Annotated in this window: 22 protein-coding genes and 1 pseudogene; 10 read left to right on the forward strand and 13 right to left on the reverse strand. The window is 38.6% G+C overall.

Features of this window, described 5'->3' with window-relative positions; genetic code table 11:
- Nucleotide 1: 1 nt before the first annotated feature.
- The 3 genes from ACXZ1K_RS11835 to ACXZ1K_RS11845 all read right to left on the reverse strand — a co-directional run bounded on the left by ACXZ1K_RS11835 (nt 2) and on the right by ACXZ1K_RS11845 (nt 2,930).
- Nucleotides 2-553 carry a NifU family protein gene (locus tag ACXZ1K_RS11835; RefSeq protein ID WP_458969876.1) on the reverse strand — a complete coding sequence of 184 codons (552 nt, stop codon included), beginning with the start codon at nt 551-553 and terminating at the stop codon, nt 2-4.
- A gap of 133 nt (nt 554-686) precedes the next feature.
- A complete protein-coding gene (gene purB, locus ACXZ1K_RS11840) occupies nt 687-2,033 on the reverse strand; it encodes an adenylosuccinate lyase (RefSeq protein ID WP_458969877.1) in 1,347 nt (448 codons plus the stop codon).
- 690 nt (nt 2,034-2,723) lie between these two features.
- On the reverse strand, nt 2,724-2,930 hold the full coding sequence (locus ACXZ1K_RS11845) for a hypothetical protein (RefSeq protein WP_458969878.1): 207 nt from the start codon (nt 2,928-2,930) through the stop codon (nt 2,724-2,726).
- Nucleotides 2,931-3,129: 199 nt separating this feature from the next.
- Here ACXZ1K_RS11845 and ACXZ1K_RS11850 point away from each other — a divergent pair, with 199 nt between their 5' ends.
- From ACXZ1K_RS11850 to ACXZ1K_RS11865, 4 genes are all read left to right on the forward strand, one after another.
- Nucleotides 3,130-3,696, forward strand: coding sequence for an RNA polymerase sigma factor (locus tag ACXZ1K_RS11850; protein WP_458969879.1), 567 nt, complete (start codon nt 3,130-3,132; stop codon nt 3,694-3,696).
- Nucleotides 3,697-3,700: 4 nt separating this feature from the next.
- Entirely contained in the window at nt 3,701-4,792 is a 1,092-nt protein-coding gene (locus ACXZ1K_RS11855; protein WP_458969880.1) for a S1C family serine protease, read from the forward strand.
- Between the two features lie 86 nt (nt 4,793-4,878).
- Complete coding sequence (locus tag ACXZ1K_RS11860; protein ID WP_458969881.1) at nt 4,879-5,820, forward strand: DUF72 domain-containing protein; 942 nt, start codon at nt 4,879-4,881, stop codon at nt 5,818-5,820.
- Between the two features lie 72 nt (nt 5,821-5,892).
- Nucleotides 5,893-6,528 (forward strand): peroxiredoxin, encoded by a 636-nt coding sequence (locus ACXZ1K_RS11865; RefSeq protein WP_458969882.1) that lies wholly within the window; start codon nt 5,893-5,895, stop codon nt 6,526-6,528.
- Nucleotides 6,529-6,576: 48 nt separating this feature from the next.
- On the opposite strand, the gene ACXZ1K_RS11870 is transcribed toward ACXZ1K_RS11865, so the two are convergent.
- The 6 genes from ACXZ1K_RS11870 to ACXZ1K_RS11895 form a co-directional block, all read right to left on the reverse strand.
- Nucleotides 6,577-9,576, reverse strand: coding sequence for a glycosyltransferase family 117 protein (locus tag ACXZ1K_RS11870; RefSeq protein WP_458969883.1), 3,000 nt, complete (start codon nt 9,574-9,576; stop codon nt 6,577-6,579).
- A gap of 96 nt (nt 9,577-9,672) precedes the next feature.
- The gene (locus ACXZ1K_RS11875; protein ID WP_458969884.1) at nt 9,673-10,851 is read right to left on the reverse strand and encodes a hypothetical protein; all 1,179 of its coding nucleotides are present in this window, start codon (nt 10,849-10,851) and stop codon (nt 9,673-9,675) included.
- A complete protein-coding gene (locus ACXZ1K_RS11880) occupies nt 10,848-12,116 on the reverse strand; it encodes an aspartate kinase (RefSeq protein WP_458969885.1) in 1,269 nt (422 codons plus the stop codon). Before ACXZ1K_RS11880 ends, ACXZ1K_RS11875 begins: the two co-directional genes overlap by 4 nt.
- The gene (locus ACXZ1K_RS11885; protein ID WP_458969886.1) at nt 12,116-12,937 is read right to left on the reverse strand and encodes an RsiV family protein; all 822 of its coding nucleotides are present in this window, start codon (nt 12,935-12,937) and stop codon (nt 12,116-12,118) included. Before ACXZ1K_RS11885 ends, ACXZ1K_RS11880 begins: the two co-directional genes overlap by 1 nt.
- Nucleotides 12,934-13,404, reverse strand: coding sequence for a GNAT family N-acetyltransferase (locus ACXZ1K_RS11890; protein ID WP_458969887.1), 471 nt, complete (start codon nt 13,402-13,404; stop codon nt 12,934-12,936). Before ACXZ1K_RS11890 ends, ACXZ1K_RS11885 begins: the two co-directional genes overlap by 4 nt.
- Nucleotides 13,401-14,090: a YggS family pyridoxal phosphate-dependent enzyme gene (locus ACXZ1K_RS11895; protein WP_458969888.1), complete on the reverse strand. Its 690-nt coding sequence runs from the start codon at nt 14,088-14,090 to the stop codon at nt 13,401-13,403. Before ACXZ1K_RS11895 ends, ACXZ1K_RS11890 begins: the two co-directional genes overlap by 4 nt.
- Nucleotides 14,091-14,161: 71 nt before the next feature.
- Between ACXZ1K_RS11895 and ACXZ1K_RS11900 the strand changes: the two genes are divergently transcribed.
- From ACXZ1K_RS11900 to ACXZ1K_RS11915, 4 genes and pseudogenes are all read left to right on the forward strand, one after another.
- A complete protein-coding gene (locus ACXZ1K_RS11900) occupies nt 14,162-14,734 on the forward strand; it encodes a DUF4296 domain-containing protein (RefSeq protein ID WP_458969889.1) in 573 nt (190 codons plus the stop codon).
- Nucleotide 14,735: 1 nt separating this feature from the next.
- A pseudogene (locus tag ACXZ1K_RS11905) lies at nt 14,736-17,104 on the forward strand (endonuclease MutS2).
- 55 nt (nt 17,105-17,159) lie between these two features.
- Complete coding sequence (locus ACXZ1K_RS11910; protein WP_458969890.1) at nt 17,160-17,861, forward strand: CoA transferase subunit A; 702 nt, start codon at nt 17,160-17,162, stop codon at nt 17,859-17,861.
- A 7-nt stretch (nt 17,862-17,868) separates the two neighbouring features.
- Nucleotides 17,869-18,528: a 3-oxoacid CoA-transferase subunit B gene (locus ACXZ1K_RS11915; RefSeq protein ID WP_458969891.1), complete on the forward strand. Its 660-nt coding sequence runs from the start codon at nt 17,869-17,871 to the stop codon at nt 18,526-18,528.
- On the opposite strand, the gene ACXZ1K_RS11920 is transcribed toward ACXZ1K_RS11915, so the two are convergent.
- Nucleotides 18,529-19,176, reverse strand: a complete 648-nt coding sequence (locus ACXZ1K_RS11920) for a uridine kinase family protein (RefSeq protein WP_458969892.1) — start codon at nt 19,174-19,176, stop codon at nt 18,529-18,531.
- Nucleotides 19,163-20,314 (reverse strand): LysM peptidoglycan-binding domain-containing protein, encoded by a 1,152-nt coding sequence (locus ACXZ1K_RS11925; protein WP_458969893.1) that lies wholly within the window; start codon nt 20,312-20,314, stop codon nt 19,163-19,165. Before ACXZ1K_RS11925 ends, ACXZ1K_RS11920 begins: the two co-directional genes overlap by 14 nt.
- Nucleotides 20,315-20,523: 209 nt before the next feature.
- Here ACXZ1K_RS11925 and ACXZ1K_RS11930 point away from each other — a divergent pair, with 209 nt between their 5' ends.
- Together ACXZ1K_RS11930 and ACXZ1K_RS11935 are read left to right on the forward strand one after the other, a co-directional pair.
- Nucleotides 20,524-21,003, forward strand: coding sequence for a Dps family protein (locus ACXZ1K_RS11930; protein ID WP_458969894.1), 480 nt, complete (start codon nt 20,524-20,526; stop codon nt 21,001-21,003).
- A 200-nt stretch (nt 21,004-21,203) separates the two neighbouring features.
- Entirely contained in the window at nt 21,204-23,024 is a 1,821-nt protein-coding gene (locus ACXZ1K_RS11935) for a UbiD family decarboxylase (protein ID WP_458969895.1), read from the forward strand.
- 31 nt (nt 23,025-23,055) lie between these two features.
- On the opposite strand, the gene ACXZ1K_RS11940 is transcribed toward ACXZ1K_RS11935, so the two are convergent.
- Nucleotides 23,056-24,579, reverse strand: coding sequence for an OmpP1/FadL family transporter (locus ACXZ1K_RS11940; protein ID WP_458969896.1), 1,524 nt, complete (start codon nt 24,577-24,579; stop codon nt 23,056-23,058).
- A gap of 21 nt (nt 24,580-24,600) precedes the next feature.
- Nucleotides 24,601-25,509 carry a hypothetical protein gene (locus ACXZ1K_RS11945; protein ID WP_458969897.1) on the reverse strand — a complete coding sequence of 303 codons (909 nt, stop codon included), beginning with the start codon at nt 25,507-25,509 and terminating at the stop codon, nt 24,601-24,603.
- Between the last annotated feature and the right edge of the window lie 51 nt (nt 25,510-25,560).

Here is a 25,560-nt window from a genome sequence, read left to right on the forward strand (position 1 = left end):
ACTAAAGTGCTTCTGACACTACTTCTTTCACTTCAGGAACCATTCTCTGTAATAAATTCTGAATACCTGATTTTAATGTGATTGTTGAGGACGGACAACCACTGCATGAGCCTCTTAGCTCAACAGTAACTATACCTTCATCAAATGACTTATAACTGATGGCACCACCGTCTTGTTCAACAGCCGGGCGCACATAGTCGTGCAAAATTTGTTGTATTTTAATCTCCAGATCTGAGCCTTCAAATGCAGGAGCATCTTCGCCAGTTTCTTCTTTAATTTTATATTCTGACTCAACAGCGCCCTTTACAAATTCTTTAAGGATGGGTTCAACATCTGCCCAATCAGTCTCATCAGTTTTGGTGATGGTTACAAAATTGCTGGCGAAAAAAACACCGTTTACAAAATTGAATTTGAATAACTCTTTCGCAAATGGAGAATGTTCTGCAGACTCACGAGTTGCAAAATCTTCACTTCCATTGATCAATAATTTATTGACCATGAATTTCATAGTTGCAGGGTTTGGAGTTTGTTCTGTATATACGTTAATCGTCATTGTCTTATTAATTTACACAAAATTAAATAATTATGCCGTGCATTTATAGCATCAGGTGTCTGATTTAGGTCATTTATTAAGACTCATTCTGAGTGTAGCTTTGTATGGTTTACTTTCTTGAATTATCTCAATTCTAATAAACCCCTGTATAGTTAAATGGCGTTATATTCTTCAATTCTTCTTTAAGCTGCTCGTTAATTGCCAGGCCATCAATAAACGCTGACATGGTTGATGCTGTTATCTTCTGATTGGTACGCGTCAGATCCTTTAATGCTTCATATGGGTTAGGATAAGCTTCTCTTCTCAACACAGTTTGGATAGCCTCTGCCACTACTGCCCAATTGTTGTCAAGATCAGCGTTTATAGCTTCTTCGTTTAACAACAACTTGTTCAAGCCTTTTAATGTAGAAGTAATCGCAATGATGGTGTGCGCCATTGGTACGCCAACATTCCTAAGTACAGTAGAATCTGTGAGGTCTCTTTGAAGTCGGCTAATCGGTAGTTTTGCCGCGAAGAATTCAAAGGAAGCATTGGCAATTCCGGCATTTCCTTCAGCGTTTTCAAAATCTATCGGGTTTACCTTATGAGGCATCGCAGAAGAACCTACTTCACCTTCTTTGATCTTTTGCTTAAAATAGTTCTTAGATATATAGGCCCAGATATCGCGGTCCATGTCAATAATGATGTTATTGATACGCTTAAGCGCATCGCACTGCGCTGCAAACTGGTCATAGTGTTCAATTTGGGTAGTGTGCTGCGCACGATCTAAACCTAAAATTGCGTTTACAAAGTGATTAGAGAAATCTATCCAGTTTATAGCAGGGTAGGCAATATGGTGGGCATTGAAATTTCCGGTAGCACCACCAAATTTGGCGCTGTTCGGTATATTTTTAAGGTGGTTGAGTTGAATTTGCAATCGTTCAGCAAAGACCAAGAACTCTTTTCCCAGTTTAGTTGGAGATGCAGGTTGACCGTGAGTATGCGCCAAGAGTGGTACATCTTTCCAATTGGTAGCCAATTCAGTAATTTTGATGATCAGGCTTTCAATTTGAGGATAATAAATATTTTGAAGTGCCAACTTGAAACTGTAGGGAATTGCTGTGTTATTGATGTCCTGTGAGGTCAGTCCGAAATGGATAAACTCCTTGTATTGCTGTAGGCCAAGTACATCGAATTGTTTCTTGATGAAATATTCAACTGCTTTAACATCGTGATTTGTAACCCTTTCAGTATCCTTCACTTCTTGTGCGTCACTGTCACTAAACGATTCATATATTGCTTTTAGTTTTGGATATAAAGAGGTATCAAAATCCGTAAGACCTGGCAATTTAGCTTCGCAAAGTGCGATGAAATATTCGATTTCTACAAATACCCTGTATTTAATTAAAGCGTATTCAGAAAAATATCCTGATAATTCTTGGGTGGTATTTCTGTAACGGCCATCTATTGGAGAAATGGCTTGCAGTGGCGATAAATTCATGAATTGACTGTTTTTACAGGGGCAAATGTAATATTTTTTTAGTGGAATGGCTTGAGTTGATTTATCACCCGCCGTAAAACATTTGTTTTGTGCACATCCAATGATCAGTCCGTCGGACAACGAGGTGTCCCAGCTTTTATACGCCTGGTATACAGAGAACACTGTTTTAGGACTAAAATCGGTCTTTAAGGGCTGTGTTCTCTGTGTTTACACAGAGCCAACACAGAGCAAAGACAAAGCAAACAGCCAGAAATGACAGGTTTCTATAAACGCCATATGCAAGCATTCAGCTTGAGTTGGACATTATTTAAAAACTAAATTAACTGTTATTAAAAATGGATTTTCAATCATCGGTTGTAACTGGATTTAAATATCCTGATTTTTTCAAGTGGCCAATAGTGTATTTAATCTAAATGTCTGGTAATTGTCTTCTAGGTGCAGCAACCGGATACCTCACTTTTGTTTTGACTGAACCCTAGGACATGTTTGTTAAGTAATGCTAGATCACAGGCCGGAAATAACACCTGCGCTAACGGTTCTCTCTTCCTGTTCTTAGTTAAATTTACTAATTAACAACGTTAAAAATTAAAATTATGATTAGCAATACAAGATTTAAAAAACCAGGGCACAAAAAAGAGTGTACCTAACATGTTAAGGTACACTCTTTTAATTAGGCTAATTTAGCTTAAATTAGATTTTTTTAGTTGAATCAGTTGTAGTAGTTACAGTAGTATCTTTTACAGTTGAATCAGTAACTGTAGTATCAACAGTTGTAGTTACAGCTGAAGAATCAGTTAAAGTAGTATCAGTTGATTCACCTTTTTTCTCAGAGTTACAAGCTGCTACTGATAAAGAAATTGCTAAAGCTAAAAAGCCAAATTTAAATGCGTTTTTCATTTTAATTCTATTTTATATAATTAATTAATTTTATAGGTTAATACCGTAAAGTTTAAAAGGTAACCCAGTTGTTTTAAAAAAAAAATAAAATAAATCTTAGGGTTACTGTTCGGTGCAAAGGTGTATTAATAAACGGATGAAAAAAAGTATTTTTTTTTGTTATCATTGGGTTACCATTCACGTTTAAATGTATTAATTGGTGAGTAATAAGTTAAGCAGTTCAGTTCCAACAGATAGAGAGGTAGTTTTAGGGATCTTAAACAACTCGGATGACGCGCTAAATAAATTGTACATTGGCTACTTTCCGATGGTTTTGCAGTTAATATTGAATAACAACGGTGATGAGGATGATGCTAAAGATGTGTATCAGGAAGGAATCATCGTATTATACAATAAAATAAAGAGTGGAGATTTTGAGTTAAGCAGTAAACTAAAAACATACATCTATTCAGTTTGCAGACGTATTTGGTTAAAGAAACTTGCACAGCAAAGTAGAAAGACCAACAATATTGCAGATTTTGAAGATGTGATCTCTACAGATGTTGATGTTGAAGATCATGAGCAAAAGGAAGAGCAATTTAGTAAGATGCAATCGGCCTTAGTCCATTTGGGAGAACCCTGCAAAACAATTATTCAGGATTTTTATATCAATAACCTATCCATGCAGGATATTTCTGAGAAGTTTGGCTATACCAATACGGATAACGCCAAAACTCAAAAATATAAGTGCTTACAGAGGTTAAAAAAATTATTTTTTCAGTCATAAGACGATGAGGAACGAGATGGATTTAGAAAGTATAATTGAAGATTACCTTAACGGTAAACTTAATGAAGCAGAAAAGAAGGCTTTTGAAGAATTGCGCCTTAATGATCCTAGTGTAGATCATAAGGTGGTGGCACATCAGGTTTTTCTTGACTCATTAACGTACTATGCCGAAACTACAACGCTTAAAGCTAAAATGGATGAGGCGCATGCAGAGATCGATGTTGATGCGTTAAGCAGAAAACTTGGTCCGCACCCTTCAGTTATAGTAAACATATGGCGTAAAAATCGTGCTGCCATTGGCGTTGCCGCTTCGTTCATATTTTTGAGCATGGTAATGTTGTACTCCATACAACAAAATACAGAACAGATTGGCAGTGTGGAACTGGTAAAAAGAGATTTAGCCAGAATCAAGAATTCACAGAATAGCCTGATCAGGAAAATCAATTCAACAGCTGTTGCAACTAAAAACTTAAAGCCTGCTAATTTTGGTGGAACTGGTTTTGCCTTGACTACTAACGGATACATTTTAACCAATTTGCATGTTGTAGATGGCGCAGATTCTGTATATGTACAGGACAGACAAGGTAATCAATACCGTGTCAGGGTAGATAAGAGAGATACGCAATATGATTTGGCTATTTTAAAAATAGTTGATGAGTCCTTTAAATTGCCTAGTCTTCCTTACAGGTTAAAACACAGTGGAATTGGCATCGGTGAAGATGTTTATACACTTGGTTTCTCAAAAGATGATGCAGTTTATGCAAGAGGTTATGTAAGTTCGAGAACGGGCTACAGTGGTAGTGATTCAACCCAATATCAGGTTTCTATAGATGCTAACCCTGGAAACAGTGGTGGTCCGTTGCTGGATCAGAACGGAAATGTAGTTGGGGTGATTACTGCAAAACTAAGTCAGGTTGATGGTGCTACGTTTGCGGTTAAATCAAAATACATTCAGGAAATATTAAATATGATACCTAACGATTCACTAGGCAGTCAGGCAAAATATACCAAAAAGAATTCCCTTCAATCTTTACCAAAGACCAAACAAGCCGAAAAAATGCAAGACTTTGTATTTATGGTTAAGGTTTACAAATAGAATTTATTTGCTTAGTCTTAGCGGACAAAATTTTCAAACCCCTAAACTTATTGTAAGTTTAGGGGTTTTATTTTATATCACATTTTATGGATTTTGGAAAAGTACCTGACGAATTATTGCCCGGCGTAGATTTTACACTACCACCTGATGGTGCACAAACTGCTAAAACGCTGACTGGCTTAAAACCCGTCAAAGCAGATTTCTATGTTGGATGCGCGAAATGGGGAAGAAAGGAATGGGTTGACATGATCTATCCACCGAAAACTAAAGAGGCTAATTTTCTGGACGAATATGTAAAACACTTTAATTCCATTGAACTAAATGCAGTTTTTTACAGTATTCCAAAGGCAGATTTGATACAGAAGTGGAAGTTAAAGGCTGATGAAAATGCAGTAAAGGACTTTGTGTTTTGTCCGAAATTTTCCAGAACCATCAGTCATATCAAACGGCTTAAAGATGCAGAGGTTCCAACTGATTTGTATTTGTCAAGCATATATGAATTTGGAAAATACCTTGGACCTTGCTTTTTACAGCTTGGCGATAATTTTTCGCCAGCAAACTTTGAGGTACTGGAGAATTATCTGAAGTTATTGCCTCAAGATTTAAAGGTATTTGTTGAGGTTAGGCATCAGAGTTGGTTCTTGGATGAATCAGTTAGGACTAAATTTTTTGAAATGCTCGCTATGCTAAACAAAGGTGCAATTATTACCGATGCCAGCGGCAGGAGGGACTGCGTTCACATGGAATTGACAATTCCAGAGATTTTTATACGTTTTGTAGGCAATGGAATGGCGCATCAGGCTTCAGATTTCGCACGTGTTGATGAGTGGGTGGCCAGAATAAAGCCTTGGCTGGACAAAGGGCTGGCTAAAGTTTATTTCTTTTTGCACCAACATGATGAAAAGGATACACCAATTCTAGCCAACTACACCATTAAACAATTTAATAAGTATTTGGGTGCAGCAATACCCGAGATTGGATTCTTGGGTGGGCATGAAGATATTACAAATCAACCAGAATTATTTTAGATAGTATACTTAAATTGTAGACATTATTTTTTACTTTGGACAAGTTATTATTTACAACTAAAATATACAATTATGAGTTTAAGAATAGGGGACGCAGCGCCCAATTTTAAAGCACAAACTTCAATTGGTGAAATTGATCTGTACGAATACTTAGGCGATAGCTGGGGTGTTTTGTTTTCACACCCAGCGGATTATACGCCTGTTTGTACAACGGAACTAGGGCGTACGGCCTCTTTAAAGGGAGAATTTGATAAGAGAGATGTAAAGGTATTGGCCTTAAGTGTCGACTCAGCAGAGTCTCATAAAGGCTGGATTAAAGATATCAACGAGACACAGAATACTAATGTTGAGTTCCCGATTATAGCTGATGAAGATAAAAAGATCGCTGATCTGTACGATATGATTCATCCGAACGCATCTGAAACCTTAACCGTTCGCTCCTTATTTGTGATCTCTCCTGACAAAAAAGTAAAGCTGATGTTAACTTATCCTGCTTCTACAGGACGTAATTTTAACGAGGTATTAAGGGTTATTGATTCTTTGCAACTTACTGCAAAATATAGTGTGGCAACACCTGCCGATTGGACCGACGGAGAAGATGTTGTGGTAATGAACAGCATTAAAACGGAAGATATACCTGCTAAATTCCCGAAAGGGCATAAGGTGATTAAGCCTTATCTGAGGACTACACCACAACCTAATAAGTAATTATGTGTTAAAAGGGCCATTTTCTAAATGGCCCTTTTTAATGTTGTATTAGACAAATTTACTTTGTATCCTTTGCAAGGTTTCTTTTAAAGATTTGTTGAGCGCTGTTTGCTTACTATCCGCTGTTATCTTTTCCAGGTTATTGAGGACAGATAAACCCAATTGTATATCTCTACCGTAGTAGTTCCATTCTTTAGGATCCAGACTTGCAATATAACTTAGCTCCTGATCTAAAAAAGTATTGATTTGTGCTGTGATGACATTTGCTCTTGCCGTTTCGTTAACCTGATAAAGGTTGTGGACAGTGTACATCTTGGTTAGGGTATCTTCAATGGAATAGAGTTTTGTTGGAAGCTGATTAACAGCTTTAACCATCAGATTCTTTGCCTTAATTTGCTTGCCAGATGTAATTAGGTTGTCCGCCAGATAATTGATGAATTTAGAAGTACCCGATGCAATTCTTCTGCTTTCTGGATCCAGGTATTTCGCTGTACCAAATCCTGTGAAATCAAACTTGTTCATGATATTGGTATACATCACGTCAGAATTGGTCTGCATCTCTTTATCAAATTCTTTATCAGGCGTGGCCGATGCTTTTAGTGGTAATAGTCTAAATGCATATCCTTCCAGGTATAGATATTTTTCAAGCCCAACATAGCTGTCGGAAGAAATGCTTGTGCCGAAATAAATAGGTCGTTTCCAGTTGTTATGCACCAATATGTCAAATATGGCCAGGTCGGATTTAAGCACTTTATCTTCTCTGTATGTCCATTCCATTAACGGAGTAATCTTATCCTGATCTGCTTTGTTTACCGTGTTGGTTTTTAAAACCTGGTCTTTATTGATACTCAGTTTTAGTTTTTTAGTAGGTAAAAAGTTCTCATAGCTTCCACCCATCATGGCAACTTTGTCCTGTTGGTTATCTGATGTCAGGACGTCTAAAATGTCTGATAGTTCTACGCTGTCTGTAATTCCGTAATCTACATAGGGCGACCAGTCGCGGATTCCTTTTACATATTTTGAAGACGGAACCATAATAGGCAAAGCGTCTGAATTCCCGACCTTCTGCTTCATCTGGTCGATATAATTACCATCAGACAGGTATTGGATATTTACCACTCTAACATCGGTACGGTAATTTTCTACCTCCTGAACATACCACAAAGGGAAGGTGTCATTATCTGCATTGGTAAATAGTATAGCATTAGGTGCACAAGAATTTAGATAGTTTTTAGCCCATTCCAATGCAGTGGTTTTTCCAGATCTATTGTGCTCATCCCAGCCCTCGTGTGCCATAAGCATGGGTACAGCAATTATGGCTACAGACGCCGCTACCGCAAAACTGATCCTTGGAGCATTCAATTTAAAGGATAACTCCTTAATGGCAAGCAAGCCTAAGCCTATAAAAATAGAGAAAGCATAGAATGAGCCCACGTAAGCATAATCTCGTTCCCTGACCTGCAATGGGTCTTGGTTTAGGTATACGATAATGGCTAGGCCAGTAAAAACAAACAGCGCAGAAACGATGATCAAGTCCTTCGGACTTCTTTTATACAGGAGGATTAAACCAGCAATTCCCAAAATTAATGGCAAGCCATAGAATAGGTTATGACCTTCATTTGTTGTGATGCTAGGCGGCAGGTGATCTTGTTTGCCAAGGCGCATGGCATCCAGTGGCTTAATCCCGGTGATCCAGGCGCCATCATTGGAAAGTCCCATACCCTGAACATCACTTTGGCGACCTACAAAGTTCCAGAAAAAATACCTCCAATACATATAGCCTAATTGGTAGGAAGTAAAGAACTTTAAGTTCTGGAAAAAGGTTGGCGTTTGCCCGTCGGCCAGGTGCAACCATTCTTTATAAAAAACATTATGCTGAGGCTTGTGACTATAGGTTCTGGGAAATAATAGATTTTTATCGTATTCTGCTTTGATCAGTTTTCCTGCTTCTTCATACTTAGTCTTTCCCTTTCGATAATCGGTTCCGGTTTCGTCATATTTTGTAGGCTCTGCATCAAAGGTTTGTCCGTATAACAGCGGTGTTTCGCCATAGTTTGTACGTCCCAGATAATTATATAGTGATAACGCATTATCAGGATTGGATAGGTTTAATGTAGTTTTTGCATTGGCTCTGATGATGATTAAGAAATAAGAGCTAAATCCCAGCAACACGAAGGATAGGCAAATAACCGATAGGTTGAGGTAGTATTTCTTTTTTCTGATGGAAAAATACAGCGCGTAAGCTACTGATCCCGCTAAAAGAAATAGAAATGCTGTGGCACCAGAACCGAAGCCCATTCCTAAGGTATTCACGAAAAAGATGTCAAATTTAGCGGCCAGCAGAACGAAATATTGAATGATGACAAATTGGACGGCTATCCAAATTAAACCAGCTACTCCAATTGCCTTAACCACACCGATAACACTGGGTTTCCTGGTTTTTTTAAAGTAATAAACCAGAACGATGGCGGGTATGGCCAATAAACTAAGCAGGTGCACACCAATAGAAAGCCCGACAATAAAGGCGATTAAAACCAACCATCGGTCGTTCATGTTTTCTTCCCATTTCAGCACTGCCCAAAAAACTACAGCTGTGAATAAAATAGATAGGGAATAGACTTCTGCTTCAACCGCAGAGAACCAAAAGGTATCTGAAAACGTGAATGCCAGGGCACCAATAATACCCGCAGTGATTACCCATAAGCCGTCAAGTGTATCTTCTTTGGTCTTTAAAATCTTTGCCGCGATTCTGGTGATGGTCCAGTAAAGGAACATTATAGTTCCGGCGCTGAATAGCACAGAACTAAAATTCATCCAATAGGCTACTTTTCCTGCATTGCCCATGGAGAGCAGAGAGAATAGCTTGCCAATCATTAAAAATAGCGGTGCGCCGGGTTGGTGACCTACCTGTAATTTGAAGGCGGCGGCGATGAATTCTCCGCAATCCCAGAAACTGACGGTGGGCTCCATGGTGAGCCAGTAAATTACTGCGGCAATAGCAAAAAGCAGGCAGCCAACCCAGTTGTTGAGCTTTTGATAGTTGATCATGATTTGGTTATAATTTAGGTTAACCAAAAATAACTAAAAGAGTGAATGTTAACTTTTTAGAAATGTTAAAGAGTGTTAAAGAATGTTAAAATGAGGCTAATAATGCTGGATAATTTCAGCTTCAATAACAATATATCCATTTACTTTACTGGAAGTAAAGATCAGGAATTTGCTCTTGTTGGATTTAATCTTATATTTTTTAACTAATGACTCTGGAGTATCTCTGTAATTTCTAACAATGACATTGCCTATAAGATTTTTCTCTTTTTTAAGATCCCCTGAACTAAGAATTCTGTTGATGGTAAATATCCTACCTGGAAATTCAGTATTGACAATACCGCTTGTATACAGTTGGGTTTGAACATCTAGTTTTTTGATGTTGAACTTTTCTGCGATTAAATTGAAGGCGCCGCTTTTTAACAGGGCAACATCTGGCTCGTATAAGTAGCCGGTAGGTGTGGTTTCTATAAATTGAGTTTGTTGCTGGTCGCCAAGGGTAAAAGAAAATTCTTTTTGAGTTTCATTGAGTGTAATTGCGAAGATTTTTACCGGGCCGGCGTATGCTTCCTGAAGTATCCAAACCAATTCTTTGCATTCGTTTTTAACGCTGACAATGTGTATTTCAACAACATGCTTAAGCTCGTTCAGTCCGGCTGATAGATCTAATAGGGGAGCCGTTTTGATGATTAGCCTTCCTGCGCTTTTTAATAGTAGTTCCAGATTTGTGACCACATCAGGACTGCAGTCCTTCAACATAAATACTTTCCCAAATGTGCTGCGCCTGGCGGGGTCTACATAAATGGTGTCGAAATGCTTTTCCTCATTCTTAAGGAACACTAGTCCATCTACCGATTTGAAAGCGGTATTATTTTGTCCAAGTACCGAGGCATTATGAGCAGCAATTTGAAGCAATTCTTCATTAATCTCACACTGTGTGGTGCTTTCCATCCTCCTGGAAAAGAAATAACCATCCACGCCAAAACCGCCTGTAAGGTCTAAAAGGGTCTTGCCTACGGCCAGACCAGATTTATAATCCGCAGTCGTTTCTGAAGATGTCTGCTCTATAGATAGGGTTGATGGATAATATATGCCTGGAGTGTTAAACCATATAGGCAGTTTTTTAGCCGACTTTTTTTTAGCTGAAATCTGGTTGGCCAGCTCAGGTGATTCAATCCTATTTATCGGGCTTTTTGCCAAAGCAATCTTATTTACATCATCATTAAGATGGTTATTGATGTAATCTTGAGCTGCCTTGGTTAAAAGTTCTTTATTCAACTGTTTTTGTCTTTCATTACAATCTGGCAGGTATTTCTGCTTTTTACCTCCAGCAAAATGCTTTTTGATGCCGTTACCCTGTCTATGGTATGCTGGTTGTAGTAACGGATGGTGACCAGTTCAACGCCTGTGTTGTACTTTACTTTATAATCTTTCGACAGATCTGCTATCAGTTTCTCCATTTTTTTTGCATCATGATCAAAACTCACTGAAAAACTAATTGCCGAATTGAGCATGGTATTGATCTTAATCTTGTGATTGTGAAAAAGGTTAAATATTTCACTCAGATTCTCTTCAATAATGAATGAAAAGTCTTTAGGAAAGATGGAAATCAATACTTGATCTACTTTGAATATAAAAGATGGGATTGGTAAGTGATTTTTAGCCCCTGTAATATCTGTACCTTCATGGTTTGGAGCAAGGAATGACCTGACATACAATGGGATATTCTTATTCTGGATTGGCTTAATTGTTTTCGGGTGAATAATTGTCGCTCCATAGTAAGCTAATTCAATTGCATCGTGATAGGAGAGCTGTGGTATTCGCTCCGTCTCATCAAACCATTTAGGATCTGCATTTAGCACTCCCGGCACGTCTTTCCAGATTGTGAGGCTGTCTGCATTTAGTCCCGCACTGAATATGGCCGCAGAATAGTCTGACCCATCTCTGCCAAGGGTTGTTGTGAAATTCTCGCTGGTGCTTCCGATAAATCCCTGCGTTATACCAATATGGTTCTCAATAACCGGCACCAATTTCTTTTGAATCTCTAGCTCGGTTTTCTCCCAGTTTACTTTTCCTTCTCTGTAACTATTGTCTGTATGGATATAGTTTCTTGCATCCAGCCATTTGGCATTAACACCGGTAAGCTCCAGGTATGCAGCTACAATTTTTGTAGAGATGATTTCGCCAATAGAAACAATTTGGTCATATATGTAATCTGGCGCGTCGGTTGGTTCTTCTTCCAGCAACCATTCTATTTCTACAAAAGAATTGTTAATGTCGTCATATATAGGGTGACCGTGATCAGGAAAAAGATTACCTGCGATATCAAAGTGAAATTGTTTGATTTCAGCTAAGATCTCGTGTGTATTTTCCTGGCCGTATAAATAAGCAAAGGTGAGCTCTTCTAACTTATTGGTGATCTTCCCCATTGCAGAAATCACCACTAAGAGTTTCTGATCAGGGCATTGTTTAATGATTGCGGCAATATTTTTAACACCGGCAGCATCCTTTACAGATGCTCCTCCAAATTTATATATTCTCATTAATTTGTATTGGTAAGTAAAGAACTGGGTTTAGCAACTTCCTTTAAAGCACTGAAAGGAATAAGTAACTCCGTGGTTCCGTAAACATAGGCTTTAATCTCGTAAGGGTTATAAAGAAATAATAAGCCCTTATCTGTTACAGTAAAATTTCTGTTGAGGCTGAACTTGTCATTTTCAAAAAAGTATTTGTTTTTCAAACTTTCCTGTTCACCAAGTTTTTCATTCCTTCTAAAAATTTTCTCAGCAATTGCTTCCAGTTTTTTCTGACCATCAGGTAACAGCAATGAATCCAGATTAATTTCCTGATTTGTTTTCGGATTGTAATTGGCATAAATAAACATACTGTTCGGATGAGCTCCTCCAGAGAAGTTAACATATCTTGTTTTAATAGAGATATAGTTTACTGTAGCTTTGACAACGCTGGTATTGATATCCAGAAACCAGGTTTGGATGCGATCTTTATTTTTTAACTGGAAAGAATCAAACTCGTCTATAAAACCCTGAGCGTAATTTTTATAATCGTTGTACTTAAGCTCATCAGCAGTCGCAAGAATTTTCTTTGAAACGAAAGTATTGATCTTTTCACTGGGAAAAACTGGGTGTGTGATAACTGCTTTGGCCGTGTCAGTAACTCGGGAGTCTTTAGAAACCGGATTCTTACTATATACTTTTACAGAATCGTATTTGAAGTTTATGGAATCTGTTTTATGCACAGCAGATACAGTGACGTTCGATGTAGAATCAGCAAGCTCTTCTTTATTTTCTTCAGCGTTACAGGCAAATAGCAATGTCAGCAATAATAATGCGATTGGTTTTTTCATATCAACTGAGTAATTTTTGCCTTAGAAAATGAGGCATTAAGCCAGCCTTCTTCCAGCTGGGCAGCGTATTTATTATAGAAATTGATGGCAGGGGCATTCCAGTCCAGAACTTGCCATACCATACCATTAAAGTTGCGTTCTTTCGCCTCTTTAATAACGGTCTCAAAAAGTAGTTTTCCAATGCCTTTACCCCGATAATCATCCGTAACAATAAAATCTTCAAGGTAAAGTCGGCAGCCTTTCCAAGTAGAATACCTCACATAATATAGTGCAAAACCAACTATATGGTTGTCTGTTTCGGCAACGAAAGCCTTCCAAACCTTGTCTGCGCCAAAGCCGGCATCAACAAATTCCTGTAACGTAACGGTCACTTCCTCTGGTGCTTTCTCGTATACGGCAAGTTCAATAATTAATTCCAGTAGTCTGGCGCAGTCTTTTTCCTCTGCAACTCTTATATCGATGTTCATTCAGTCTTGTAATGTTTTATAATTCTTTTACCAAAAATAGCACTTCCAACTCTGACCATTGTACTACCAGCCTCAATTGCCAGTTTATAATCACCCGACATCCCCATGGATATTTCTTTAAAGTCAGGATCTTTCCTGAAAAAGCTAACCTTTATGCCGTCGAACAACACTTTTAATTCGGTAAATTCGTCCAAGGTCTGCTTATCAGGCGCATTGTTGCTGGCAATACCCATCAGCCCGGTTATTCTTACATTTTCCATGCTGGCGTATTCCTCAGAGCGTAATAACTCTATTGCTTCATCAAAACCAAGACCAAACTTAGTATCCTCATCGGCAATGTAAATTTGCAGGAGGCAATCGATAACCCTTTTGTTTTTAGATGCTTGTTTGTTGATTTCCGTAAGTAGTTTCAAACTGTCTACAGACTGTATCAATGTTACAAAAGGAGCGATGTATTTAACTTTATTGCTTTGTAGGTGACCTATTAAATGCCATTGGATATCTTTAGGAAGCTCTTCTGCTTTTTCAACCAACTCCTGTACGATGTTTTCACCGAAAATACGATGGCCTGCATTATACGCTTCCATAATTGACGTATTGTCCTGGTATTTGGAAACCGCAATTAATTCAACACCGCTTTGTTCAAGCTCATTTTTATATTTCAATAAGTTATCTGCTATACTCATTTATCAGTATTTTTGGTAAAATTAACAACCTTGGCGAACTTTGCCCAAGAAATCATGATCTTTTAAGTTTAATGAAAAGCTATATATATATTGTTATATTCTTATTATTTGCGTCTAGTTGTAAGCCAGGTATTCCGAGCGACATCATTCAACCTGATGAAATGGCCTTGGTACTAAATGATATACACATTACCGATGGGCTTATTTCCACCTATCAGCCTGATTCAGCAAAGATTCTTGCGGCCGCTTTTTATAATGGTATTTATAAGAAATATAATATTGATTCTGCCAAGTATTATAAGAGCATGGACTATTATTATAAAAATCCAACTGTGATGGATGGGATATATAAAAAGGTCAATGCTGGTCTGCTAAAGCTTAAATTAGGTATTTTAAAAGTTGATTCTTTGAAAAATGCTGACCTGATTAAAAAAGCCGACCGTAAAAAGGCTGCAGATTCCATCAGAAAAATAGATTCTTTAACGAACTTGAAACTAAAAAGGATGGCGGATTCTGTAAATAGCAGAAATACTGTTAAAGGTTTAGATTCCATTAAAAAGGCAGATGCAAAGAGGAAAAAGAGAATTAATAAGAAATTAAAGAAAGCTGTGGTTACCAAAACCAAAAAGGCCGTAAAAGTATAATATGTTATATCCTGAAAATTGTTTAGAACGCCTCGGCTTTAACGAGGTTAGACAGCTTATTCATAAGCATTGTCTAAGTGTAATGGGGCAGGAGATGGTTGCAAAAATGCAAGTCATGACGAAGTTTGATCAGATCAATAAATTTTTAAGGCAAACTCATGAGTTCAAAAGTATTTTAGAGAATCAGGAACCACTGCAAATCAGTGCTTTTTTTGATATTAAATCTCTAGCCGATAAGATCAGAGTGGAAGGCACCTACCTCATAGAGGATGAGCTGCACCAAATATATACCTCACTGCAAACTGTATTTTCTGTGCTTCGTTTTTTTGAAGAACGCAAAGAAATATATCCCAATCTGGAAGCCCTGTTTGAACACATACCAGTTGAAAAGGCTATTCTTAAAAAGATAGAGACCATACTTGATCCTAAAGGAAAAATTAAACCCAATGCTTCGCCTGCTTTGCAGCAAATTACTGCCGACATAGCCAAAGGGGAGCAGGATGTTAGAAAGCGGATGGATTCCATATATAAACAGGCAATTGCCAGCAACTGGGTTGCCGATGGAAGTTTAACAATTAGGGACGGCAGGATGTGTATACCTGTTTTGGCGGAAAATAAAAGAAAGCTAAGAGGGTTCATTCATGATGAATCAGCTAGCGGTCAAACCGTTTATATTGAGCCAGAAGAGGTATTCTCGTTAAATAACAGACTTCGCGATCTTGAATTTGACAAGCGGAGAGAGATCATCAGAATCTTAATTGCCTTGACTACAGAACTTCGACCATATACTCCTTTGCTATTGTCCTATCATGGATTTCTAACAAAGCTCGATTTTGTCCGCGCTAAAGCATTGTTTGCCATAGCCGTTGATGCAGATATGCCGGTTTTAATTAAGGAAGCCAAAACAAAACTGGTTAATGCAACGCATCCGCTGCTTTATCTTTCCTTTAAAGAAGACAAAAAAACAGTTGTTCCTTTGAATATACAAATCAGTGATAGTTTGAGGATTGTTTTAGTATCTGGTCCAAATGCCGGAGGGAAATCTGTGTGCATGAAGACTGTTGGCTTATTACAATTAATGGTGCAGAGCGGTCTCCTCATCCCTGTTCACGAATCTAGCGAAGTCGGTATTTTTGATAATATATTTGCCGACATCGGTGATGACCAGTCTATTGAGAGCGATTTAAGTACTTATAGCGCTCACTTAACTAAAATGAGGTACTTTGTAGCACATGCATCACCAAAATCTCTGGTGCTTATTGATGAGTTTGGAACAGGTACAGATCCACAATTTGGAGGACCAATGGCGGAAGCCGTATTGGAAGTACTTAACAATAAAAGGGTTAGAGGTGTTATTACCACTCACTATTCTAACCTGAAACTATTTGCGGGTAATACTCCAGGTTTGGAAAATGCTTCTATGCTGTTTGATAACGATAAAATGAAGCCAATGTATGTTCTGGAAGTAGGTAAACCAGGTAGTTCATATGCTTTTGAAATTGCACAGAACATCGGTTTGCAAAAGGAAGTATTGGATCTAGCAAGGGCAAAGACTGGGACCAATCAGAACCGTATTGACAGTTTACTGGTTGATTTGGAGCGAGAAAAGAAACAGATCTACGATACTAAACTCCACTTGTCTAACCAACAAAACAAGGTGAAAAATTTGGTTGCGGAGAACGAGAAGCTCAAGTTATTCCTGGACGAAAACAGAAAGGTTTTAATTAAAGAAGCAAAGCTTGAAGCACAAAACATTATAAAGAATGCCAATAAGCTAGTTGAAAATACAATAGCCGAAATAAAGGAAAAGCAAGCTGATAAGACAGTAACCAAACAGTTAAGGCAAAATCTACAGAAGGAATTGGTGCAGAATCAGGTTAAGGAAGAAAAGAAACCTGAGAAGGCAATTCCTGTTAGTACGGCAATTGAAGTTGGCGACTGGGTTCAATTGGTAAACAGTGAAACTACTGGTCAGGTATTGGAAATTAATAGGGATAATTTGGTAATTGCCTTAGGAGACCTTCGCTCCGTTTTGAAGAAAAACCGTGTTTACAAGATTAGCAACAAGCAGGCAAGAAAAGTTGTACAGGCTAATTCTTACACTGGCAGCATGTCTGACGCCATTAGCAGTTTTAGTGCAGAACTAGATTTAAGAGGATTTCGTGGTGATAATGCCGTTCACGAGCTGGAGAAATATCTGGATAAGTCAATCATGCTTGGATTTCCATTCATAAAAATTATTCATGGGAAGGGAGATGGGATTCTCAGGAAATTGATCAGAGAATATTTAAAAAAATATAGCCAGGTAAATCGTATTGAAGATGAGCATGCCGACAGGGGGGAGACGGAATTACTTACGTTTATTTCTAGGAATGTTTGTATCGAATGCGAATTATAGCATACTTTAGCAGTCAAATATTTTATTATGATCAATAAAGTAGTTAAGGATGCAGCTGAAGCAATTGCTGATGTAAAGGATGGGGATACTTTAATGCTAGGTGGTTTCGGCCTTTGTGGAATACCAGAAAATTCGATCACTGCGCTAGTTAAGAAGGGAGTAAATCAACTCACCTGTATATCGAACAATGCTGGAGTGGACGATTTTGGAATAGGGCTTATGCTTCAACAACATCAGGTTAAGAAGATGATCGCATCCTATGTTGGTGAAAATGCTGAATTCGAGCGTCAGTTGTTAAGCGGTGAATTGGAAGTAGAACTTATCCCTCAGGGTACATTAGCTACAAGATGTATGGCTGCCGGTTATGGTATGCCAGCGATATTTACTCCAGCGGGAGTGGGTACAGAAGTTGCGGAGGGCAAAGAATCGCGAATATTTAATGGAAAAGAATACCTGATGGAATATGCTTTCGATGCTGATTTTGCAATAGTGAAGGCATGGAAAGGGGATACCGCAGGTAACTTAATTTTTAGGTCAACCAGTCGTAATTTTAATCCTGTAATGGCTATGGCCGGAAAAATTACCATTGCAGAAGTCGAAGAACTTGTAGAAGTTGGTGAACTTGATCCAGATCATATTCATACGCCTGGTGTATATGTTCATCGAATCTTTCAGGGGTTGAATTATGAAAAGAGAATTGAACAACGCACGGTGATCAAAAAAAGTTAATACGATTATGCTGGATAAAAACGGTATTGCGAGACGAATCGCGAAAGAAATAAAAGATGGATTCTATGTAAATCTTGGAATAGGTATTCCAACATTAGTGGCTAATTACATCCCGGATGGAATAAATGTTGTACTCCAATCTGAAAATGGATTATTGGGTATGGGACCCTTTCCTATCGAAGGAGAGGAGGATGCTGATTTGATAAATGCAGGTAAACAGACCATAACCACCCTGCCAGGTTCTGCGATTTTTGATTCCGCAATGAGCTTCGGTATGATCAGAAGTCAGAAGATTGACTTAACGATTTTAGGCGCGATGGAAGTTTCTGAAAACGGAGATATTGCCAATTGGAAAATACCGGGTAAGATGGTTAAAGGAATGGGTGGTGCCATGGACTTGGTGGCTTCGGCTAAAAACATTATTGTGGCTATGCAGCATGTGAATAAGGCAGGTGAAAGTAAACTGCTTCCTAAGTGTACCCTTCCACTTACTGGAATTAATTGCATTAAAAAGATAGTTACAGAACTTGCAGTACTAGATGTACTACCTGATGGCGGATTTAAACTGATTGAAAGAGCACCCGGTGTTTCTGTAGATTTTATTAAACAATCTACATTAGGTAAGCTTTATGCAGATCATGACGTTCCAGAAATGTTATTGGATTAGCTAGATTTCATTTTCACCAAGACGTTCTTTAAAATCTTCAGAAATCTCGTCTGTGATCCTTATGATATCTTCAGGAGTATCAAAGTTATTGATAACTACTTGATGACAATTTTGTTTATAAGGCGCTAGAAATTCCTTATAAGCTGGAACAACATGATTATGCCATTTGTAGAGTACATCATCTTCTGGATATCCCCTTTCCATTCCGTCTCTTTTTACCCTTCTTGCTAAAGCAACCTCTTCGTCTGCTTCAATAAAGATTTTATGGTCTAGTAAGTTGGCAATTTCCTGGAAATGCAAAATGAAAAGTCCTTCAACAATAATAATAGGAGCAGGTTTAATCTCCAGTATTTTAACAACAGCCAGTGGATTGTTGAAATTGTATTCTTTTTTATAAACTACTTCCCCCTTTACTAATTTCTTAATATCGTGAAGAAATTGTTCATCATCAATCGTGGAAGGAAGGTCAAAGTTGTAGAGTTTATTTTCTTCCTGAGTCATTTCTCCAGCATGAATATAATAATCATCCTGTGAAACAAGTGTTACCTCATCGTTTTTAAAATGGTGTAAAAAGCAGTTTAAAAAAAAAGTTTTCCCAGACCCGCTGCCCCCAGCAATACCTATTATGAAAGGTTTATTTTTGTTCATTATCTTGTCCGCCGTATGTTATGTTGCAATAAAAACGTTTATCTAATGCTCCAAGAGCATCAGCTACTGCTTTTGTCATTACAATAATAACATCTTTTGTGGATTCGTTCTCCGTAAATTTACCAACAACCTTGGCAAAGGCAGTTCTGTTACTCATTGGGTTGGTGATCTTCATGACTGTGCCAATTGCTGCTGAGCGGTGCAGTACCAGCATTTTAGTTGGGTCAAGATCCTGATCTGCTATCCAGACAGCAGTACCTTTTTCGTCGATTTGGTTGAGCCCGTATCTGCTTGCAGGAAGTCTTAACGAAGGATTTTTTAATGAATTGGCAGAATCAACCGCTGTTGTTGCAACAGGTGGAACATATGCAGGTTTAACTGGATACTGGCCTTTAATCAAAAGCTTTTGACCAACCCTTAATGAATTGTCCGTCAGGTTGTTTTTTGCTTTCAGCTGATCCATGGTCAACTTATATCTGGTCGCAATAGAATACATCGTCTCGTTTCCAGCAACGGTATGCTCTATGAAATCTTCTGTATTGCTTACCGTTAGCGGTGCTTTTACTTCCTCTACAGGTTTCTGGTAAGTTTTAGTTACCGTTTCCACTGGCTTCTCTGCTACTACTTCAGAGACAGGCTCAGACTCTTGCGTCGTTCCCGTTGTGGCTGGGATCTTTAAGATCTGTCCAATTTGCAAGTTGATGCTCTTGAGATTATTTATTCTCTTAATCTCGTTCACAGTGGTGCCATATTTTTCTGCCAGCATGTTCAGGTTTTCCTTTTTTTGAACAGCATGTTCTACTATCGTTCCTGAAGGAATATCTGTATTAGCAGGTATCTGATTAGTCGGTTGTGGAGCTTTACCTGAAATTGATTGGCCGCTAAAAGGTACATTAGTAGGCACTTTAATGATCACTCCAATTTGTAGGAACTTGTTGTCATTAAAAGTCATGATGTCTTTAGGAACCACATTATATCTTCTCCCTAAAGAGTAATACGTGTCTTTAGCAACTATTTGGTGTATGATTAGTTTCTTCCCGTTATTGTTTTCAACTCCAATTGAATCCCTCGTTGAAGCTTCAGACGTGTTAATAGTGCAGAAAACTGCGATAACAGGTGCAATAAGATATTTATACATTAATTTTTGGTCAAATGATCAGTCAGCAATAATACGAATAAATACAAAATAACATGGTTTGGTTGCATGTTTATCCCAGATGTAATATTAAACGAACATAGCATCTGACTATTGTATAATGAGTCAGATTTTTCAAACCATTATGGGTTACAACTGTTTTTTAATTAACTTAACCTTCCCAATTGGGACACAAAATAACAAATAATATCATGGACGCAAAAGAAATAAGTTTAAACGAGAAAGAAGTAAAGCCGGTGGTTGATTTACTTAACGAATACTTAGCTAACTATCACATTCATTACCAGAAGCTAAGGGGTTGTCACTGGAATATAAAAGGACAAAATTTCTTCACATTGCATATCAAATTTGAAGAACTATATACTAATGCTCAATTAACTATTGATGAAATCGCTGAACGTGTTTTAACACTTGGGAAGCCACCTCACAGTAGATTCGCTGATTACATAGCTGAAAGTGAAATCAAAGAAATTAACACCATCGGCTTAAACGATCTTGATATGGTCGATGCTGTTTTAGACGATATGGCTATCCTCATTCAAATAGAACGTGACCTGATGGAAGCTTCCGATAAAGCAGGTGATGATGGTACCAACGATATGGTGAATAAGTTTATGCAATTTAAAGAAAAAAACACCTGGATGCTACGCTCATTTGCGGGCAAGAAGTAAATCCTCAACTGACTCCGCAATTCATATTGTTAACTCGTCATTGCAAGGTATAAAGCAATCCCCATTGAGATTGCTTCATACCTCTCAATGACGCTTTTATTTTATCCATGTCGCTCTCATTTAACAATATTGTTTCTAATTAGCAATATGGTTTTTATTTCACAATTAGGGTTTTATTTTATTAATATCTTTGATTCGAAATGGGATATAAAAGTTTAGCCGAATGTGTTAACGACCTTGAAAAACATGGTCACCTGTTAAGGATTAAGGAAGAAGTTGATCCTTATCTGGAAATGGCTGCAATCCACCTCAGGGTATATGAGGAACAAGGCCCTGCGCTTTTTTTTGAAAAAATAAAAGGAAGCAAATTTCCGGCAGTTTCCAATTTATTCGGAACATTGGAAAGATCAAGATTCATGTTTCGTGATAGTTTACCGAAAGTAGAGCAACTGGTTAACTTGAGGTCAGACCCTGTCAAAGCATTAAAGAACCCATTAAAACTACCAGGCCTTGGCTTAACAGCTCTTACCGCTCTCCCACTTAAGCAAAGTCTCTTTAAGCAGGTATTTAAAAAAACAACCATCAGTGAAATACCACAAATTGTAAACTGGCCAATGGACGGGGGACCATTCATTACTATGCCTCAGGTTTACACTGAAGATCCAGGCAAACCGGGAATCTTAAATGCGAATTTGGGAATGTATAGAATTCAACTTGCTGGAAACGATTATATCCTCAATGAAGAAATAGGACTACATTATCAGATTCATCGGGGGATAGGTGTACACCAATCTAAGGCCAATGCCAAGGGACAACCGCTTAAAGTAAGTATTTTTGTTGGTGGGCCACCTTCACATCCACTTGCTGCCGTAATGCCATTGCCAGAAGGCCTTTCAGAAATGACTTTTGCCGGTGCACTAGGAAACAGGAGGTTCCGATACTTTTATGATGAGGAAGGATTCTGTATTTCTGCCGATGCAGATTTTGTCATTACTGGCACGGTTTATCCACAGCAAACAAAACCTGAAGGTCCGTTTGGAGATCATCTCGGTTACTATAGCTTAACGCATCCATTTCCAGTGATGAAAGTGCATAACGTTTACCACAGAGAGGATGCCATATGGTCGTTTACTGTAGTAGGTAGACCCCCACAAGAGGATACAAGTTTTGGTGCGCTGATCCATGAGATTGCTGGCTCTGCACTTCCAAAAGAAATTCACGGCTTAAAAGAGGTTAATGCGGTTGATGCTGCTGGTGTGCACCCTTTGCTATTTGCAATTGGAAGCGAACGCTACACGCCTTATCTGAATGAACGCAGGCCTCAAGAGATATTGACCATATCAAATCACATTCTCGGTAAGAATCAACTCAGTTTAGCCAAGTATTTATTTATTGCAGCACAAGAGGATGATAAGGATCTGAATACACATGATCTTTCCGCCTTCTTACAACATATCTTATCGCGTATTGATCTCAAAAGAGACTTACATTTCCATACCCAGACCACAATAGATACACTGGATTACAGTGGAGAAGGACTTAATAGCGGTTCAAAAGTTGTGTTTGCCGCTGCAGGGGAAGTGAAGCGCAAGCTGGCAACCGAAAGCAACTTTGCTAACCTGTCACATGGTATTACTGGATCAAACTTGGCCATGCCAGGAGTTGTCGCGCTTACTGGTCAATCTTATACGAATACGAAAAATGCCCTTAATGAAATAAAAGAATTAACCATCGCACTTAAGGCTAATGATTTGAGCGGAATAGCGCTTGTTGTCCTTTGCGATGACGCTAAATTTGTCGCCAAAAACATTAATAACTTGGTATGGGTAACATTTACAAGAAGTAATCCAGCGACGGATATTTATGGTGTAGATGAATTTGTAAAGGACAAACATTGGGGATGTGATGGGCCATTGATAATAGATGCCAGGAAGAAACCCCATCATGCACCAGAGCTTATAAAGGATGAAGAAGTAGAGAAGAGGGTGGACGTTATTATGCAAAAGAGGGAAAGCGTTTAAGCAATCCCTCTCCAACAAAAAAAATAATTAATTAAAATTTTACCCCAAATGTTAAAAACACGTTATTCCTTGCAGTTTTGATTTCTGCAACAGGTTCTAATGGATTTTCTGCCGTTCCCAATTCATAGGGAGCAAGGCTAGTATTTGTTTCCAAACGCTGATAAGCAAGGTCCAAATAATAGTTGTTTACTCGGTAACCAAAGCCGCCAGTATAGATTTTAGTATCATAATAGCCGCTATCATCTCCTTTTACTCCGGTACCATTCAATCCGTAACCACCTCTTAAGCTGAAGGCATTATTCACTTTATATTCAGCTCCAACTCTGTAATTGATGGCTTCTTTATAGTTGTTTTTGATGTTATTATTTTCAGCCATGATGCGATTTGGATCGCTGCTGTTTACATCGTTAGAAAAACGAATTGAAGAATAATCAATATAATCTACATCTGCACTAATCAAAGCTTTTCCGCCAATGACATAGCTGGCACCTAAGGAACCTTTAAGTGGCGTACGAAGTTTGTATTGGAAAACGTAATTGGTCGGGTCGCTGGTATAATTTCCTGCATTTGTACCTGTGGCAATTCTTGTGTCGAGCGTAACTGTAGTATTGTCTTCAATCAACAACCAGGTAGGGGTTTGTAAAGTTGCACCGATCCGGAAGGTACTAACTGGTCTAAAAATTAGTCCTAATCTACCATTAATACCAGAACCTGTTGTTTCCTGATTTTGTCTCATGGACAAGCTGTAATTAGAATTCTCTGTCACATTAAAACCTGACTCGGTAAACTCACTGTCGTTAATGTATCTTACATTCACCAGGCCAATACTCGCACCAAGATAAAGTTGATTTGAAATGTTTAATGCACCTGCTGCTGTCAGTTCAGAAGTTGAACCAGATCTGATCTCACTCTTACGCTGTACATTGTTAACGTCAGTTTCCGGGAAGTAGGAACTAAGAGAACCAGGATTGGAATTAATAGGTCCATAACCGATTAGATAACCGTCATACGCCATACGCTCTAAACTACCAGATTCTAACCCATTTGGCGGCACATTAGCGCTATTTGCCAAATCAGAATAATAATCTGCGATTGAGTTGTTTGGATTCGTTCCCTGATAACTGAAGTCAGCATTGAAATCGTTGTTTCTTGTGTAGCCAAAGCCGAAGACTGTGCTCACTAAACCACGTTGTGTGTCTTGCCCCTGTGTTCTCAAAGTCGGACTATAAATTACAACACCCAAATTATTTAAGTTGAGCCGATCTTTAGTCGAGGTGGTATTTGACTTAAGAAAAGTAGCGTTGCCACTCATGCTATTAAATTCTGGCGTTAGGCTGAACTCAGACTTAGTAAATAGCCCCAATCCAGCCGGATTTGCACCAAGGGAACTCATGTCTCCTCCAACACCTATCTGTGCGCCGGCCATTCCCTTGAACCTTGCTGTGCTTCCAAAATTAGTCTGCGAAAACCTGAACGCGTCAGGTGCAAAACTCTGTGCATATGTACTTCCTGTAGCAGCTACTATAGCCACTAAGGACAAAAAGATTTTCTTCATGTGTTTTCTGATGATCAAATACTAACCTCTACCTGCTCTTGCTGGTCTTGCACCGCTACTGCTTCCTGATGAACTACCGCTACCAGAGCTTGATCTTGCAGGAGGACTGTAACTTGGGGCAGGTCTTGGAGCAGGTGCACTTTCAGTACGTGTTGGTCTTGCTTCGGGAGCACTAGAACGGTCTGAACGACTAGGAGCTGCTGGCGCATTATTTGGTGCATAACGTTCGGATCTGCTTCTTTCATAAACGGGATTACCATTTACATCAGATCTCCTTGTGGTAGAAGTTGCGGTTCTGTTCATGCCACGGTTGGTTCCAACACCGTTTTCTCTGCCAATATATGGTCTTGCTTTATATTCTGGTACCATTGTAGTCCTGCCAGTATAATAACCGCCATACCCATATCCACCGCCATAATAACCACCACCTAAGAAGCCTCCACCGTAATAGCCACCGCCATAGTATCCTCCATAATAGTTTCCGTACCCAAAATAATTTCCGTATCCAAAGTTATTATAACCCCAAAACGGAGAAGAAAGGTATCCCCACCCTCCATAACCTGCACCATAGAAATCATTATATCCTAAGTAAATACCACTGTATGGAGAATATAAGCTTCCGTAAAAATATGGGTCATAATATGATCTCCATGGCGATCCATAGGAGAACCTGTTAATCCTTGAAGAATAATCCATGTCATAATAAGGATCGCTGGTTCCATAATAGTCATCCTCCTGGTACTGCTCAGAAGATGGAGTTTGCTGTGACGGTTTTACAGGAACAGGTACATAGGTTTTAGCCTGTGCATTACTGCTGTAAACATCATCATTATCAACACTCTGCTGTTGGGCCAGCCGGGGTGTAGAGCATGACGAAACAGCTATCGCTGTAACGGCAAGAATACTGGTGAAAAAATGATTCGGTTTCATATATACTTGGGTTTTGTGTGTTCGAGTTTTTTTGTAGGTATAAATTTATAA

The organism is Pedobacter jaeyakensis (assembly GCF_054461315.1).